This is a genomic window from Fibrobacter sp., assembly GCF_045601785.1.
Lineage (GTDB): Bacteria > Fibrobacterota > Fibrobacteria > Fibrobacterales > Fibrobacteraceae > Fibrobacter.
On sequence record NZ_JAZSAF010000040.1, the window covers coordinates 18232 to 32266 of the forward strand.

12 protein-coding genes are annotated in these 14035 nt (G+C 55.5%); 2 read left to right on the forward strand and 10 right to left on the reverse strand.

Annotation, left to right across the window (positions count from 1 at the left end; all coding sequences use genetic code 11):
• The 8 genes from pyrF to ACKI61_RS05850 form a co-directional block, all read right to left on the reverse strand.
• A complete protein-coding gene (gene pyrF, locus ACKI61_RS05815) occupies positions 1–894 on the reverse strand; it encodes an orotidine-5'-phosphate decarboxylase (RefSeq protein ID WP_407456819.1) in 894 nt (297 codons plus the stop codon).
• The gene (locus ACKI61_RS05820; protein ID WP_407456820.1) at positions 894–2138 is read right to left on the reverse strand and encodes a TrmH family RNA methyltransferase; all 1245 of its coding nucleotides are present in this window, start codon (positions 2136–2138) and stop codon (positions 894–896) included. The genes pyrF and ACKI61_RS05820 overlap by 1 nt, the downstream gene beginning before the upstream one ends.
• Complete coding sequence (gene dxs / locus ACKI61_RS05825) at positions 2135–4003, reverse strand: 1-deoxy-D-xylulose-5-phosphate synthase (RefSeq protein ID WP_407456821.1); 1869 nt, start codon at positions 4001–4003, stop codon at positions 2135–2137. The genes ACKI61_RS05820 and dxs overlap by 4 nt, the downstream gene beginning before the upstream one ends.
• Entirely contained in the window at positions 4003–4890 is an 888-nt protein-coding gene (locus ACKI61_RS05830) for a polyprenyl synthetase family protein (protein ID WP_407456822.1), read from the reverse strand. The genes dxs and ACKI61_RS05830 overlap by 1 nt, the downstream gene beginning before the upstream one ends.
• A 124-nt stretch (positions 4891–5014) precedes the next feature.
• The gene (locus ACKI61_RS05835) at positions 5015–6730 is read right to left on the reverse strand and encodes a hypothetical protein (RefSeq protein ID WP_407456823.1); all 1716 of its coding nucleotides are present in this window, start codon (positions 6728–6730) and stop codon (positions 5015–5017) included.
• On the reverse strand, positions 6727–7563 hold the full coding sequence (locus ACKI61_RS05840) for a TIGR02147 family protein (protein WP_407456824.1): 837 nt from the start codon (positions 7561–7563) through the stop codon (positions 6727–6729). The genes ACKI61_RS05835 and ACKI61_RS05840 overlap by 4 nt, the downstream gene beginning before the upstream one ends.
• A gap of 46 nt (positions 7564–7609) precedes the next feature.
• Positions 7610–7993, reverse strand: a complete 384-nt coding sequence (locus ACKI61_RS05845; RefSeq protein WP_407456825.1) for a hypothetical protein — start codon at positions 7991–7993, stop codon at positions 7610–7612.
• A 23-nt stretch (positions 7994–8016) separates the two neighbouring features.
• Positions 8017–9006 (reverse strand): hypothetical protein, encoded by a 990-nt coding sequence (locus ACKI61_RS05850; RefSeq protein ID WP_407456826.1) that lies wholly within the window; start codon positions 9004–9006, stop codon positions 8017–8019.
• Between the two features lie 35 nt (positions 9007–9041).
• Here ACKI61_RS05850 and murJ point away from each other — a divergent pair, with 35 nt between their 5' ends.
• The gene (gene murJ / locus ACKI61_RS05855) at positions 9042–10634 is read left to right on the forward strand and encodes a murein biosynthesis integral membrane protein MurJ (protein ID WP_407456827.1); all 1593 of its coding nucleotides are present in this window, start codon (positions 9042–9044) and stop codon (positions 10632–10634) included.
• 39 nt (positions 10635–10673) lie between these two features.
• On the opposite strand, the gene ACKI61_RS05860 is transcribed toward murJ, so the two are convergent.
• Together ACKI61_RS05860 and ACKI61_RS05865 are read right to left on the reverse strand one after the other, a co-directional pair.
• Positions 10674–12209 (reverse strand): phosphomannomutase, encoded by a 1536-nt coding sequence (locus ACKI61_RS05860; RefSeq protein ID WP_407456828.1) that lies wholly within the window; start codon positions 12207–12209, stop codon positions 10674–10676.
• Between the two features lie 107 nt (positions 12210–12316).
• Positions 12317–12763: a PepSY-like domain-containing protein gene (locus ACKI61_RS05865; RefSeq protein WP_407456829.1), complete on the reverse strand. Its 447-nt coding sequence runs from the start codon at positions 12761–12763 to the stop codon at positions 12317–12319.
• 359 nt (positions 12764–13122) lie between these two features.
• On the opposite strand from ACKI61_RS05865, the gene ACKI61_RS05870 reads away from it, so the two are divergent.
• Complete coding sequence (locus ACKI61_RS05870) at positions 13123–13731, forward strand: fibrobacter succinogenes major paralogous domain-containing protein (RefSeq protein WP_407456830.1); 609 nt, start codon at positions 13123–13125, stop codon at positions 13729–13731.
• Positions 13732–14035: the final 304 nt, after the last annotated feature.

Consider the following 14035-nt stretch of genomic DNA (forward strand, 5'->3'; position numbering starts at 1 on the left):
TTAAATCTGGCAAGCCTCGGCAAGTTTTTCGAGAGCGTCCACGCAGTCGTTTGCAAAGTTCTCAGGGTGGCCGCTGCGCTGGTAGGCGAAGTTCAAACCGCTGGAGCTGTTGAGCACATGGAACTTGCGCTTGCCACCGCCATTGGCAATAGCGGTAAGCACGGTCTTCGCGTCACCGCCCTGACCGCCCGGAACACCAGGAATAGACACGCCCGGAATCAGGAACGGAATTTCGTGCTTGTGGGCCACCGTGTAAGCGGTAATCTTTTCGAGTTCTTCGGGGTGGGTTGCACCGACCACGGCACCGAGGTAACCGAGGTTAGCGTCCCATTCCATAATCTTGTCGGCCACGGAATAGAAGGCTTCGGCAACATCGCGCGGGTCGTCGCTACGGGACACCGGCAAATCTTGGAAATCGTGGGCGCCCTTGTTGCTGGTACGCAGCAGCACATAGGCACCGTTTTCAGAATTTTCGCGAATGAACGGGCCCACGGAATCGGCACCCATCCACGGGGAAACCGTCACGGCGTCGGCCTTGTACACATCGTAAGCGGCGGTTGCATAAGCGGCGCTCGACTTACCGATGTCACCACGCTTTGCATCTAAAATCACGGGAATGCCGGCACTCTTGTAGTCGGCAATCAGCTGCTGCAACACAAGCATCGCCTGCACGCTCACGCATTCGTAGTAAGCGCTGTTCGGCTTCACCACGGCGGGCGCCACGTTACGCTTTAAACAGCATTCCAGAATTTCGGAATAGAAACGCTTGATCTTGTCTTCGGCACTCCCTTCGGGGCAGCACGGGTCGATCAGCTTCATGACCGGATCCATGCCGAGGCAAATCGGGTTACCGCACTTCGCGATACGTTCTTCTAAACGGGCCTGGAAGTTCATTACTTAAGTTCCTCTTGAATCTGTGCGGCTTCGTAGCTAAGGATACCGTGAGCGACAGCGACATTCAGGGATTCGAGTTCGCTGCTCATCGGGATCTTCACCGTTTCGTCGGCAAGCTCGATGAAGTATGGGTTGGTGCCCGCACCTTCGTTGCCTACGAGGAATGCCATCTTGCGAAGCTTGTTCGAAGGAATCTGGCGCAGGGACTGCTTGGCGTGCAAATCGGTTGCGATGATGGTGTAGCCCTTGCTACGGAGGAAATTGATCTGGTCCACGAGATCGACATCAAATTCGAAAGGCACGCGGAGGAATGTTCCCGAGGAACCGCGTACCACCTTCGGGTTGAACGGGCTCACGGTGCCGCGGCCAAGAATCATGCCGTCGGAACCAAAGCCAAGGCTCGTGCGGAAAAGCGTTCCCAAGTTACCCGGATCCTGCACGGCGTCCACGAGCGTAATCACGCTGCGGCTAGATTCGTACACCGGCTTCTTGCTTGCGATGCGTGCAACCGCCACAATGCCCTGCGTCGTCACCGTCGAAGAAATCTTCTTCATCTGGTCTTCGGTAAGAACATTCAGCTTGATTTCGGCATCGTTGATCAGTTCGATCATGGCTTCGTCGTTGAAGCCTTCGGTCACATAGACGCCCATCACGAGCTCGCGGTGGTTGGACACCAGTTCCTGCACCACGTGCACGCCTTCGCCAAGGAACTTGCCTTCGCGTTCGCGGCCCTTTTCGGTTGTGAGAGCCAAAAGCTTCTTGTACCAGGGCGGGTTGAAGTTCGTATCTTCGCTGGCCTCCACTTCGGCCACGCGGGCTTCGAGTGCGGCTTCGTCCAAAACTTCTTCGACAGCTTCCTTCTGTTCTTCGGGGCGCTGGCGGTAAATCGGTGCACCTGCAGATGCAAATTCGCGGCGCGGGCGACGGTCGCCACCAAAGCGGCCCCTGTCACCGAACGGGCGGCGACCTTCGCGGCTTCCGTTGAAGCCACGGTCATCACCGTCGCGACGCGGGCGGCGTTCACGGTCGAAACGGCCTTCGCGGCGTTCACCACGATCGCCACGGTCACCAAAGGGCTTACGGTCGCCAAACTTCTTGTCGCCACGGGCACCCGCGCGATCACCGAAGGAACGACCTTCGCGGTCATCATCACGACGCGGACGACGTTCAGGCTTTTCGCTCACTCCGAACTTGCGGTCCAGGGTTATCTTTACGGTGCGTTTGTTGTTATTTTCTTCGCTCATACTTTTTCCATGATTTGTTTGGCGACGGATTCCCCGTCAATTTTCAAAAGCTTGAACAAGGCAGGAATTTCGCCCTGTTCCACAAAATGGTCCGGCAGGCCAAAGCGCAAAAGGCGCTTGCCCTCAAGCCCAAGATCCGCGATGAGTTCGGCCACGGCAGAACCGAAACCGCCCACCAGCGTGTTGTCTTCAAGCGTCACAATAACCTTGTGGACGTCAAAGAGCTTGCGGTAAGCCTCGGTATCCAGCGGCTTGATAATGCGAGCATCCACGACCGTCGGGTTCTTTCCGTTTTCGCGGAGAATCGCAGCCGTCTTCTTGAGTTCGTTTGTCATGAAGCCGGCACCCAAGAGCAAGATGTCTTTGCCTTCTTCCAGCACCTTCGGGAGCTTCACGTCCACAGTTTCGGGAGCGGGCTTCAGGTGTTCTTCGAGTGCGGTGCCGCGCGGGTATCGGATCGCGACAGGACCCTTCATGTCGATAGCCGCGCGCACCATGTCGCGCAGTTCGTTTTCGTTGCTCGGCGCCAAGATGGTAATGCCCGGCACCGTGCGCAGGTAAGACAAGTCGAACGCGCCATGGTGAGTCGGGCCGTCGGCCCCAACAAGCCCCGCCCGGTCAAGCACCATCACAACGTGCAAGTTCTGCAAGGCGATGTCGTGCATAATCTGGTCGTAGGCGCGCTGCATAAAGCTCGAATAAATCGCGACCACCGGCACCACGCCGTCGCAGGCAAGGCCCGAGGCAAACGTAAGAGCATGTTCTTCGGCAATGCCCACGTCAATCACGCGATCCGGAAGTTCCTTCGCCACAATATCCATACCGCAACCGGTAGGCATGGCTGCCGTAATGCCGATAATGCGGTCATCCTTCTTCGCGAGTTCAAGCAACGTCTGCCCGAACACATGCGTGAGTGACGGGTTCGGCTTTCCCGGAGCAAGCGGAAGTCCGCTTTCAGGGTCGAAAGGTCCAATGCCGTGCCACTTGGTCGGGTTCTTCACGGCCGCATCAAGCCCGCGTCCCTTCTCGGTCAAGATATGCACCAAGCACGGGCCCGGCTGTTCCTTGACACGCTGCAACAGCATAATCAGTTCGTTGATGTCGTGGCCATCAATCGGGCCAAAGTAGCGGATGCCCAGGTCTTCGAAGAAGCGTCCCGGCTTTACCGCAGTCTTCGCGGCGCGTTCCGCCTGCAGGAACAAGTCACGGAAACGCGATCCCAAAATTCCCGGAAGGCGCTTCATCAGGCGGTCCAAGTCCGAACGCATCTTGTTGTAGACCGGGTCCGAAATCACGCGGTTCAGGTACTTGCTGAAGTTACCCACGTTCGGGGCGATGCTCATCTTGTTGTCGTTCAAGATGATGGTCATGTTCTGCTTCGAAAGACCTGCGTTGTTGATGGCTTCGTAAGCCATACCGCCCGTCATGGAGCCGTCACCAATCACGGCCACCACGCTGTTCTTGCGCTTGAAATGGTCACGGGCCACCGCGAAACCGAGCGCGGCAGAAATCGAGGTCGTCGCATGTCCTGCACCGTAGCAGTCGTACTCGCTCTCGTTCCTCTTCAAGAATCCCGAAATACCACCCTGCTGGCGAAGCGTGTCGAAACGGTCGAAACGACCCGTCAAAAGCTTGTGAACGTAAGCCTGGTGTCCCACGTCCCACACGATCTTGTCGTCGGGGGCGTTAAACACATAATGCAGAGCGAGCGTCAGTTCCACCACACCCAGGCTAGACGCCAGGTGACCGCCATGCTTAGCCACTTGACCGATGATGGTCTCGCGGATCTGCGACGCCAGGTGATAAAGCTCCTCGACAGAGCAATGCTTTATGTCCTGGGGGGACTTGATATTCTTAAGGTCCATTAGTTAACCCTGGTAATGATGAATGCGGCAATGGAGCGCAGGATCGTGGTATCGCACTTGAGGCCGTCCAAAGCCTTAAGCGATTCCTCGTACAGTTCATGCGCACGTTCGCGGGACTTTTCGAGGCCCACCAGCGCCGGGTACGTCGCCTTACCCTTTTCAATGTCGGAACCGGCATCCTTGCCCAGTTCCTCGGTCGTCGAAACGATATCCAGAATGTCGTCCACAATCTGGAACGCAAGGCCGATGGCGCGGCCGTAGTCGCGAACAATCTTGATGTCGCCTTCGCTTGCACCTGCAAGGCGCGCGCCCACTTCCAGGGAAGCCTCGATCAGGGCCGCCGTCTTGTGGTAATGGATGTAGTCGACAATTTCGAGATCGACCTTCTTGCCTTCGCACTCGATGTCGATCATTTCGCCACCGATCATGCCGTAGGTACCCAGCAGATGTGCGAGGACTTCAATCGCCTTCGCGTTGCCGGTCTTGCCCATCAGTTCAAAAGCGAGAATGCAGAGGGCATCGCCAGCCATGACGGCGGTGGCTTCGCCGAACTGCTTATGGCTCGTGGGCTTTCCGCGCCTAAAGTCATCATTGTCGATGCAGGGCAGGTCATCGTGAATCAAGCTGAAGGTGTGGAGCATTTCGAGGGCGCTCATGGCGTAGTCCACCAAATCGCCCTTTCCACCGAACATGTCAAACGCAGCGCGAACAAGTGCCGGACGGAGTCTCTTTCCACCGGCGAACATCGAATAACGCATCGCCTCGTGGAGCCTTTCCGGACGGTCGGCGACGGGCGGCAAAAATTCATCAAACTTCTTTTCCGCTTCCTTCGAGATGCGGGAAAGGTAATCAAGAGCAACAGATGCTTCTTTTTCAAGATTTTCCATAAGTACAAAGATACTTAATTTCGGGTTCCTATACAAGCCTTGACAAGCCGAAAACAAGGCCAGAAACACTTAAAAAACCGCCTTTTCCGGGCGGTTTTCTCATGTAATAAATTGTATTTGTTGCCTAGAACAATACGCCGTAGAGCGCCACGTCGTCGATGTAGAATTCGGTGCCGTCCTGCACAAAGATGTGGAACTGCTTCACGTAATTCTTGACCGCGCTCCACGATGCAAAACAGGTCTCGTCGGTGGCGTTGCCTACGCAAAGTTCCGCCGGATTCACGCTAATGCGCGTCCAGTCCTTCGAGAGCTTTATCCATTCGGTGGCGGCTTTCAGGTTCTTGGACGGATCGATGTAGTTTTCCAGCGAAAGACGGATATTGCCGTCGCCCTTCGCGTAGAACACCACGGAATCGATGGCGGCAAGGTTCATATAGTGTTCAAACGATGTTCCAACAAGCGCCCAGGCGTAGCCGTCGTTTGCTAGTTTGTACGTACCGTGGAACACCTTGGACTTGCGGGTAGAATCGTATACGACACCGTCCTTCGCATTCTTTGCGGGCGTAATGGTCGTCCCCTTCTTCAGGGAATCGGTATTCACATACCAGCCGTCGACGCCGGCCTCAAAATCCTGGAGCACCTTCACGGGGCTCAGGAATTCCGTGCTGCTCGGTTCGGCAAAAGCTTTCCATTCGGCGTACAGGCCATTGGCGGAATCCGCCGTCACAAAGTAGATGCCGAGTTCATCGTTCGCAGGAACATTCGGAAGCACGTAGGCGCCCACGTTATTCGTCTTGACCAACAAATCGAGGCCATAGACGCCCACCCACACCGCGGTATCCACCGAACGGAGCGTTACCTTGCTCGAAATCGAGGCGGTAGCCGAAAGGCGGACCGTATCGAGGCCGGCGAGTTCCTTGGCGCTATACACCTTGGAGAAAGCAAAGCCATCTTTTACGACCGTCAGACGGAAGTCACCCTTGGTAGGCCATTCCATATCGAAACGCCCCTGCTTATCGGCGCGGAGATCGGATTCAGCCATCGCATTTTGAACAACATAACTATCAACCATCGCACCGGCGGCGCGGAGTGCCACCGTCGCATAGGCCGCAGGAGAGCCATCTCCCATGAGTGCCAACACCTGCGGGAGCGGCACGGCGGTATCCTTTTGCGCCGTATCCCTGGACGAGGTATCGCCAGGAATCACGCTACGGTAATCCTTCATCAGCGATTCACGCGGAGTCACGTAGACCGACTGCGATCCCAGATTCTGGGCGAAATTTTCACTTACGAAGTAGAGCACGAGAGAATCGTTCGCCGGCAACGCCGACAGCGCGAACCAGCCCGCCGCATCGGTCTTCACCAGCACATCGGTTCCGACAATGCCGACCCAGACAGAGGAATCGCCCTCGGGAATGTCGACAACGCCCGCCATCACGGCCGTCGCAGTGAGGTTCACCGTATCGGGTTCCGTCGCCTTGCCCACTTCGGCAAAGTCACCGTGCGACACCACCTTGGAATAGGCCACGCCATCGTGCAGCACCGTCAGGCGGTACTCGCCGTCAGCAGGGATATTCACGTCAAAGTAGCCGTCCTTGTCGGCATAGACATCGGCCACCACCAGGGCGTTTTCCTCGACGGGCCGCTCGGCCCTGAAGTCCACCTTGCGCAGCGCCACCGTGGCATAAGATGCCGGCTGGCCGTCAATCAGAGCAAGTCCGTTCGTGGTAATGCTGCCCGGTCCACCCGCAATACCTTCGCTTTCCGCCTTGTTGGAACAGGCGGACAAACCGAAAACCAAACCCGAGACTAGGGGCAAAAGAAAAAGCGATTTTCTCATTTTTCCTTCTCCTTTAGAGGTTTGGTGAACGCGAGCGGGAACATCTGGATGTTCAACTGGAATACAGTGTCGTCATCCGTCCCTTCTTGGGATAAACGTAGTAAATCTTCGCGGAAAGCGTTAATCTTTTCGCGCAAAAGCTGGATATCGTCCATGCAGAACGTCATGGTGACAGTGCTGATATCCCTCAAAAATGGCTGGTGACGGTCCAGGGACTCGTCGGCGAGGCGGATCGTCTCGTGCTGGAAGGCGCGCACGGCCTGGGAGCGCCAGTTTCCGCCGGTAGACACGAAGGTGTCGTTCACCTTCCAGTAGCCTTCGCGGTCGGTCGAAATCATGTTCAGGTCTGCAAGCAGCTTGACGGCGTCCTTCGCCTCTTTTTCGGTAATGTTCGGGGTGCAGCTTTCGGCAAGACCCTGGTAGTCGTCCTTGAACTTGCAGATGCCGATAACGGAACGGATGGCGTTGTAGTACCAGTGGCGGTAGAATTCCAGTTCCTTCTTTTGCAACAACTTAAGAGAAACGCCCTTGAGCGCCTGCATGCGCTCGTAGTGCTGGAGCGCATCGGCGTCGGTCTTTGCGCGGCCAAAGTAGACCATTTCGGCCCAGTAGTCGGCTTCCTTGCCTTCGAGTTCGAAAAATTCCGCGGCGGGCTTGATCAGGCTTAACGGCAGATGAATCTTACCTTGCGACACGCGCAACAGGTTGCCGGGGTCGGCACCCATCTTCATGGCCATGTAACGCCAAGAAATAATGGTCTTACGTTGCTTAAAGTCTTCAAAAGCGTCTCGTAGCCATTCGCGGTAGTCGGTATATTCAAAAATCTGCTTCATACTAGGAAAGATAAATCCTTGATACTCAAAAAACTAGGATTAAGGACTAATCTCCGTTGTGAAACTTTACAACGATATTTAGGTCTTCGTCGCAGGTCGCCTTCCACCGGCATTCCGGCCCCTCCATTATGGATAAATCTGCGCAAATTCCTTCAAATTCGACAATTTTGGCGTTTTCAGGGCTGCGGCGGTAGGTCACCTCGTAGCTAAGTTCCCCCACCGTAGAAGCCTGCACCGGAGCCTCTCCCATAAGGCGCCCTGTGAGCAGTATCACACAGTCGTCCTTGCGGGGCATTTGGGCCTCGTCTTCGCCCTCGGCAAGGTTCCAGTGGAGCTGAACCGGACGGAATTCCGGCTCGGGAACCTTCTTGGCGCAACTAGAAAAAAGGACGGGGATCAGGAGGAGTGTCCACACGAAAAACCGTTGCATCGCCCTAACTCCCCCGCCACGCCCTAGTAGTTGATGGCGATGTAGAAGCTTCCGGCACCGAAGCGGCGGTCAAAACTGTCGAAGCCGTCCCACAGGGCATCCCAGGCAAGGCCCACTTCGAGCTGGGTCGCCGAGTTGCGGAAGAAGATTACGCCAAGTTCTGCGCCGCCGGCAAGGCCGATGGCAAAGCTTTCGTCGTTTTCGTAGTAGTGGTCGTCGAGCTGGATGCCGAGACCAAAGCCTGCACCCAGGAACGGCGTGATCGTGCCGGTGCTCGGGAAGAAGCGGCCACCCAAGAGGAAGGTCTCGTGCAGCTGCCATTCGTCGCCAAAGGACATGTTCATGTTGTTCACGATGGTGATAGCCGCCTGCGGGATCACCTCGAAGATGCGGGCGTAGTGGAATACGAAGGCCTGTTCCCAGCTGCGGTCCTCATCGTATTTCTTGTGGCATTCTGCGCTTTCATCGCAGCGGTCTTCCGTAAAGTCGTAGTTGTGCCAGAGGGCGGCACCAAGACCATAGCTCACGTAGTTGCGGGTCGGGCGCTTGTGGGCAAAGTTGTCGTTGGGATCGCCGCGGTCGCCGTCTTCGGCGACATACACCACCACGTTCGGCTGCGGTTCCTGCCTAGCGGCGGTCGATGCATAAGAATCGTCCGAATCGTTTTCAGAGACATTGGCGAGTGCCGACTTGACGGCGCCATCGATTGCGACATCGAGATCGTCGATGGAGCCCGCCTTCTGCCTGCCACTCCCGACAACGGTTCCGTTGTTAATTTGTTCACAAACCACGACAAAGGACGAACCCATCGTCATGACATTCGTGCGCAGCTGAATTTCGGCGCCGCCATCGACCGGGGTATTGCCCGTTTCGCTGACGGATGCGCGCACAATGGAGTGCACCATATTCGGAGCATCGGGGGAGAACTCGGCTCCTTCGGGGGCGAGCACCTGAACATTGGCAGCAAAAGAAAGAGCTGCTAGGGAGAAAAGGGCAGAGATAAATTTCTTCATGACATAAAGATAATAAAAAAAACTAAATTCATTTCATGAACAAAGCCGCCATTATTGTCGCTGTCTCGATGCTCCTGAGCCGCGTGCTCGGAATATTCCGCGAAATGCTTTTGGCCCATGCCGCGGGCGTGTCGCTTGAAAAGAACGCTCTCGATCTCGCCTTCATGATTCCAGACATATTGAACCACGTGGTGAGTACCGGATTCTTGTCGATCATCTTCATCCCGATTTTTACCGGCTACAAGGTCGCAGGCGACGAAAAGGGCGGCTGGAAATTCTTCAGCAACGTCCTGAACACCTTCGGCATTGCACTCTTGATTCTGGTAGTCCCCGCATTCATCTGGATGAAGGAGCTTTTGCAGCTGTTGACCGTCGACGGGGCCACGCCGGAACTGATCGAGCGCGCCACCTACTACGGCCGCATCATCTTGCCCGGTCAGGTGTTCATCTTTGTCGGAAGCATCTTGGTGGCCGTGCAGCACACCCGCAAGCAGTTCCTGATTCCGTCCATGACCGGGCTCATCTACAACGTGGCGATCGTGGGCGGCGGTGCCCTGGGAATCGCGCTCGAGAAGTTTACCGGCACGCATTATGGCTTGGAAGGATTCGCCTGGGGCGTGCCGGTGGGCGCCTTCATCGGCTTCTTTGCCCTGCAGATTTTCGGCGCCCGGCGTGGCGGCGTCCACTACGAGTTCCTGGTGCAGCCCACGCATCCAGACATTGTTCGCTACTTCAAGATGATGCTCCCGATGTCGCTTGGCGTGGGTTCCATGTTCGGCCTCGAATTCATCATCCGAAGCTTCGGCGCGAACTTCGGCACGAGCGGCATCTCCAGCCTGAACTACGCCTACCGCGTCATGTACACGCTGGTCGCGGTATTTGGATTTTCCGTATCGGTCACGAGCTACCCCGACATGGCACGCCTCGTGAAAGAAGGCGACTTCGGGCAACTGAACCGTAAAATCTGGAAGAGCCTTTCGCGCATGTTCTGCATATTGATTCCGGCGGTCGTCGCCGTGTGGGCACTCAGCTTCCCCGCCGTGCGCATCCTCTTTGAACGCGGCGCCTTCCAGCGAGAAACCACCGAGGCAATCTCTGAAATTCTCCGCTGGTACCTGCCTGTGAGCCTCGGCCTTTGCCTACAGGCGGTGCTTGTGCGCAGCTTCTACGCCTGCGAACGCATGTGGGTGCCGACGCTTCTCAATACCGGAATCTTTGCCGCGACCATTCCCGCCTACATGCTGCTGGGCGCCCCCGAAATGGGGCTCGGCATCAAGAGCGTACCGATTATCGGCGCGACGGGCGCAATTCTCCAAGTCATCTCGATGATCTTCATGTGGGCAAAGAAGAACGGCACCGACGGCATGAAGGATGCACTCCTGAACATGGCGCGCGCCCTCGTCGCCTTCGGCATCATGATCGCCGCTGCAGTCGGGCTCGACCGCGTCTCGGGCGCATTCGTGCGCGAGGCGAGCTTCGTCGTGCTCGTCGTCTACGCGTGCGCCGCAGGAATTCTGCTGTTCACGCTCACGCTGATTATCCAGCGCTACCTAGGAAGCAAAGATGCCAAGGATATTCTCAACGAACTCCTTGGCAAAGTCTTAAGAAAGCTGCACCTGGCAAAATAAAAGATGCCCGCTTTCGCGGGCACAACAAGAAAGTCGCAATTACTTCCGCCAGCCTTCCATAATTTTCATGCAGCCGGCGAGCAGCTCGGCGGAACGTTCCTTGCCTTCGGTCTCCACATAGCAGCGGAATTCCGGGGCGTTTCCACTCGGTCGCAGGTGCACGATGTCGCCGGAGTCGAATTCCATGCGGTAGCCGTCGGTTTCATCGATCGAGACGACTTCGCCGTGGAAAGGCTTCGGGGCAGGGCCGTCTTTCGGCTTGAACTTAGAAGGCTTTGCGGTAAGGGCGCCGAACAGCTTTGCGCCGAGTTTCTTTTCGCGGATTTCGGCAAGCTTCGCCTTCGACACTTCGGTCGGGAATTCCTTCAAGCGGTCGCTCACGGTAAAGCGCTTCGGAAGCTTCTTGAGCAAGTCCACCACGCACATCTTCTGTTCGCGGACCATCACCATCACGGCGATCATCGGGAGCAGCGCATCGCGGGTGGGGAGCGCCGGAAGCGTACGCGTGCCGTCTTCAAAGGCGCGGGTAAGGTTCGTCTGCAAGAGGAACCCGCCATTTGCCTCGTAGCCTGCGACGGAGACGCTTGCATCGTTTGCATCTACTAGACTTTCCATGCCGGCGATCACGTAGGGGCTACCGATGCGGGTGCGGCAAATACGCTCGAAGCTGCCGCACTTTTCTAGCGACGTGTTGCAACTCACCGGAGTTGCAATGCGCTTGATACCCAGCGCCTGGGCAGCCAGGATGCCCAGCACGTCGCCACGCAGCCACATGCCCACATCGTCTGCCAAAAGCGGGCGGTCGGAATCACCGTCGGTGCTGAAGATCGCATCCACGAAGTCCTTGTGCGCAAAGTCGCGGGCAAGTTCCTCGTCTTCCTTGCGAATAGCCTCGGTATCCACCGGGATGAACGTCTCGCTGCGGGCAAACGGCTTCACGACAGCCCCCAGGCTTTCCAGCACCTTCACCACGATGTCGCGGCCCACGGCGGAATGCTGGTACACGCCGATGGTGAGCCCCGAAAGCGCCCTGCTGCCGAAAAATTCGGGGTAGCGCTTCACGTAGTTTTCCTCGGCTTCAGTTTCCACCGCCGGGAGCTCGGGGGCATTCTTCAGCATGCCCTTGGCATCAAAGATCGCTTCGTCGAAATCCACCGCCTGCGAAACAATCCCCTGCTCGTCCTTCTTGGAAATTTCGCCCTGCGGATGGTTGAACTTGATACCGTTACGGTCAGCGGGAATGTGACTGCCCGTGACCATGATGGTCGGGAGCGCCTTGTCGATGCCGTAGAGCGCAATGGCCGGAGAAGGGATGCGTCCGCAATAGACAACCTTCCATGCGGAATCTTCGCCTGCCTTCACGAGCGCCTTCAGAATGCGTTCGGTACTGGGGCGCAAGTCACCTGCAATCGCGATCGTGTGTTCGCACTTGTAGCTCTGTTCGCAATACTTGATAAAAGACCGCGCGTACACATAGCACACACGGTCAGTCATTGCAGTCACTAGGCCACGGGCACCACTGGTGCCGAATGCCACGCCGGACTGTTTCATCACTTCTTGCATCGTAACGCTCATAAAAACCTCAAGTTGGAGTGGCGGCAACACCCGACAGAAAACCATCTAGAGCCTGCCACAAGTTTTACAGCGCAAAAGATACAAAAATGAGCAAAAGTCCCACGCTCCTAGTCGTCCATTCCAATCAGCTGGGACTGTTCATTGAACTTGAGCTCCACGCCATTGGAAAGTTCCACTTCGTAACCATTCCGTTCCTTTTCGACCTTGATGACCACAAATGCAGCATAATTCGCCTTGACAAAGTCGGCAATTCCCTTGGGAGCAAAGCCCGCCGGAACGCCGCTCGTCTTATTTTCGACCTTGTTCCAGGTTCCGTCTTTATAGACTTCAACCTTACTTCCATCGTCCAGACGGAGCTCGAACTTGGTCTTTTCTAAAAAGCCTGAATCCCGCTCGGCAAAAACGACCTTCTGCTTGGGAAAATGCTTTGCCACAAATGTCTTGACTGCGGCAGGCAACTGGTCGGCGGCAACCGGGGTGTCGTCGGCATACCCAGCTACAGACAAAAACAAAATGCAGGCTACAGTCATTACGAAATTACGAATTTGTTTCATGATAGGCTCCTTCGCCAAAGGGTTCAGTTTTATTGTTTGTTCCTATATAAAAAATTAAAATACCATTCGCTACCCTCCGTTAACGGCATCCTTCATGGACCTTGCCTGCCTTAACAGTGCCAGCAGCTCAATCACAACTTCACTACTCATCTTCAATCAAAGACCTCCATTCGTTTTAAGGGTTTTTCTTGTTCACATCCATAATATACCCTTAAAAATTCATAATGTCAAATACATTAATTCTATAGCTTTAATCAATTTATTTGATTGATTTACGCAGAAACAATCCGCAGCACGGTACTCTCTCTTCTTATTGAGCCGCTGCGGTAAAAAAATAATATATTAAATTTCGTACCACTATGGCGATGAAAAATGTTTTAGTGCAACTGGCAGTAGTTTTTATTTTCGCGGCCTGCTCCGAGTCGTTCACCGACCCGCGCGACGGTCAAAGCTACGACATCGTGCAAATCGGTCCGCAGACCTGGATGGCCGAGAACTTGAATTACGAAACCGAGGGGAGCGCTTGCCCCGAAGGTGACAATCGCAACTGCTCCAAGTACGGGCGGCTCTATACCTGGAAGGCTGCGCAAAAAGCTTGCCCCGAAGGCTGGCACTTGCCTGACCGTGCGGACTTTGAACAACTTATCGCAAGCGCTGGCGGTACGGATCTTGCAAGCGGCATGGCAGTCGCAGGTGAAAAACTTAAGTCAACAAGCGGCTGGTTCAAGAAAGGGAACGGCTCCGACGAATTCGGCTTTAACGCCCTCCCCGCCGGTTACCGCCTAGGCGGCAGCGAATCTGCTCCCGGCAAGTTCGATGGCATCGGCGGCTACGCCCACCTCTGGAGCGCCACCGAAACCGCTGACGGCCTCGCTTATTACATGCTCCTCGATTTCAGCACCAAGGCCGCCAAGCTCAGCGCCTTCGGCAAAGACGAAGCGCGTTCGGTTAGGTGCGTGAAGGAATAGGGGAAATCGGCTAGACTTTATTCACGCACTGCGCCAAGCGTAGCTGATTGTTGAAATAGCATTTTTTCGTTAAAAAAGTGCTAAAACGATTAAAAAATATATCGGTTTAGCACTCCCCGAACTTGGAGAGTTCTTCCATGATGCCGTAGATGACGTCTGCCTTGGCGTTGTCGCAGTCGATAATCAGGGCTATTTTCTTTTCCGTGTCCATAGTAGGGAATATATAATTTTTTTTCGCTTAGGGGCTTGACTGGGGCAATTTTTGTTTATATATTCATAGTACATTCTTTAAGACTCCGCGTCG

Coding starts and splice junctions, on each gene's coding strand:
- ACKI61_RS05835 (WP_407456823.1), bottom strand. CDS start 6,730: ATGAGAAAATCGCTTTTTCTTTTGCCCCTAGTCTCGGGTTTGGTTTTC.
- pyrF (WP_407456819.1), bottom strand. CDS start 894: ATGAACTTCCAGGCCCGTTTAGAAGAACGTATCGCGAAGTGCGGTAAC.
- ACKI61_RS05820 (WP_407456820.1), bottom strand. CDS start 2,138: ATGAGCGAAGAAAATAACAACAAACGCACCGTAAAGATAACCCTGGAC.
- ACKI61_RS05870 (WP_407456830.1), top strand. CDS start 13,123: ATGGCGATGAAAAATGTTTTAGTGCAACTGGCAGTAGTTTTTATTTTC.
- ACKI61_RS05830 (WP_407456822.1), bottom strand. CDS start 4,890: ATGGAAAATCTTGAAAAAGAAGCATCTGTTGCTCTTGATTACCTTTCC.
- murJ (WP_407456827.1), top strand. CDS start 9,042: ATGAACAAAGCCGCCATTATTGTCGCTGTCTCGATGCTCCTGAGCCGC.
- ACKI61_RS05860 (WP_407456828.1), bottom strand. CDS start 12,209: ATGAGCGTTACGATGCAAGAAGTGATGAAACAGTCCGGCGTGGCATTC.
- ACKI61_RS05850 (WP_407456826.1), bottom strand. CDS start 9,006: ATGAAGAAATTTATCTCTGCCCTTTTCTCCCTAGCAGCTCTTTCTTTT.
- ACKI61_RS05840 (WP_407456824.1), bottom strand. CDS start 7,563: ATGAAGCAGATTTTTGAATATACCGACTACCGCGAATGGCTACGAGAC.
- ACKI61_RS05845 (WP_407456825.1), bottom strand. CDS start 7,993: ATGCAACGGTTTTTCGTGTGGACACTCCTCCTGATCCCCGTCCTTTTT.
- ACKI61_RS05865 (WP_407456829.1), bottom strand. CDS start 12,763: ATGAAACAAATTCGTAATTTCGTAATGACTGTAGCCTGCATTTTGTTT.
- dxs (WP_407456821.1), bottom strand. CDS start 4,003: ATGGACCTTAAGAATATCAAGTCCCCCCAGGACATAAAGCATTGCTCT.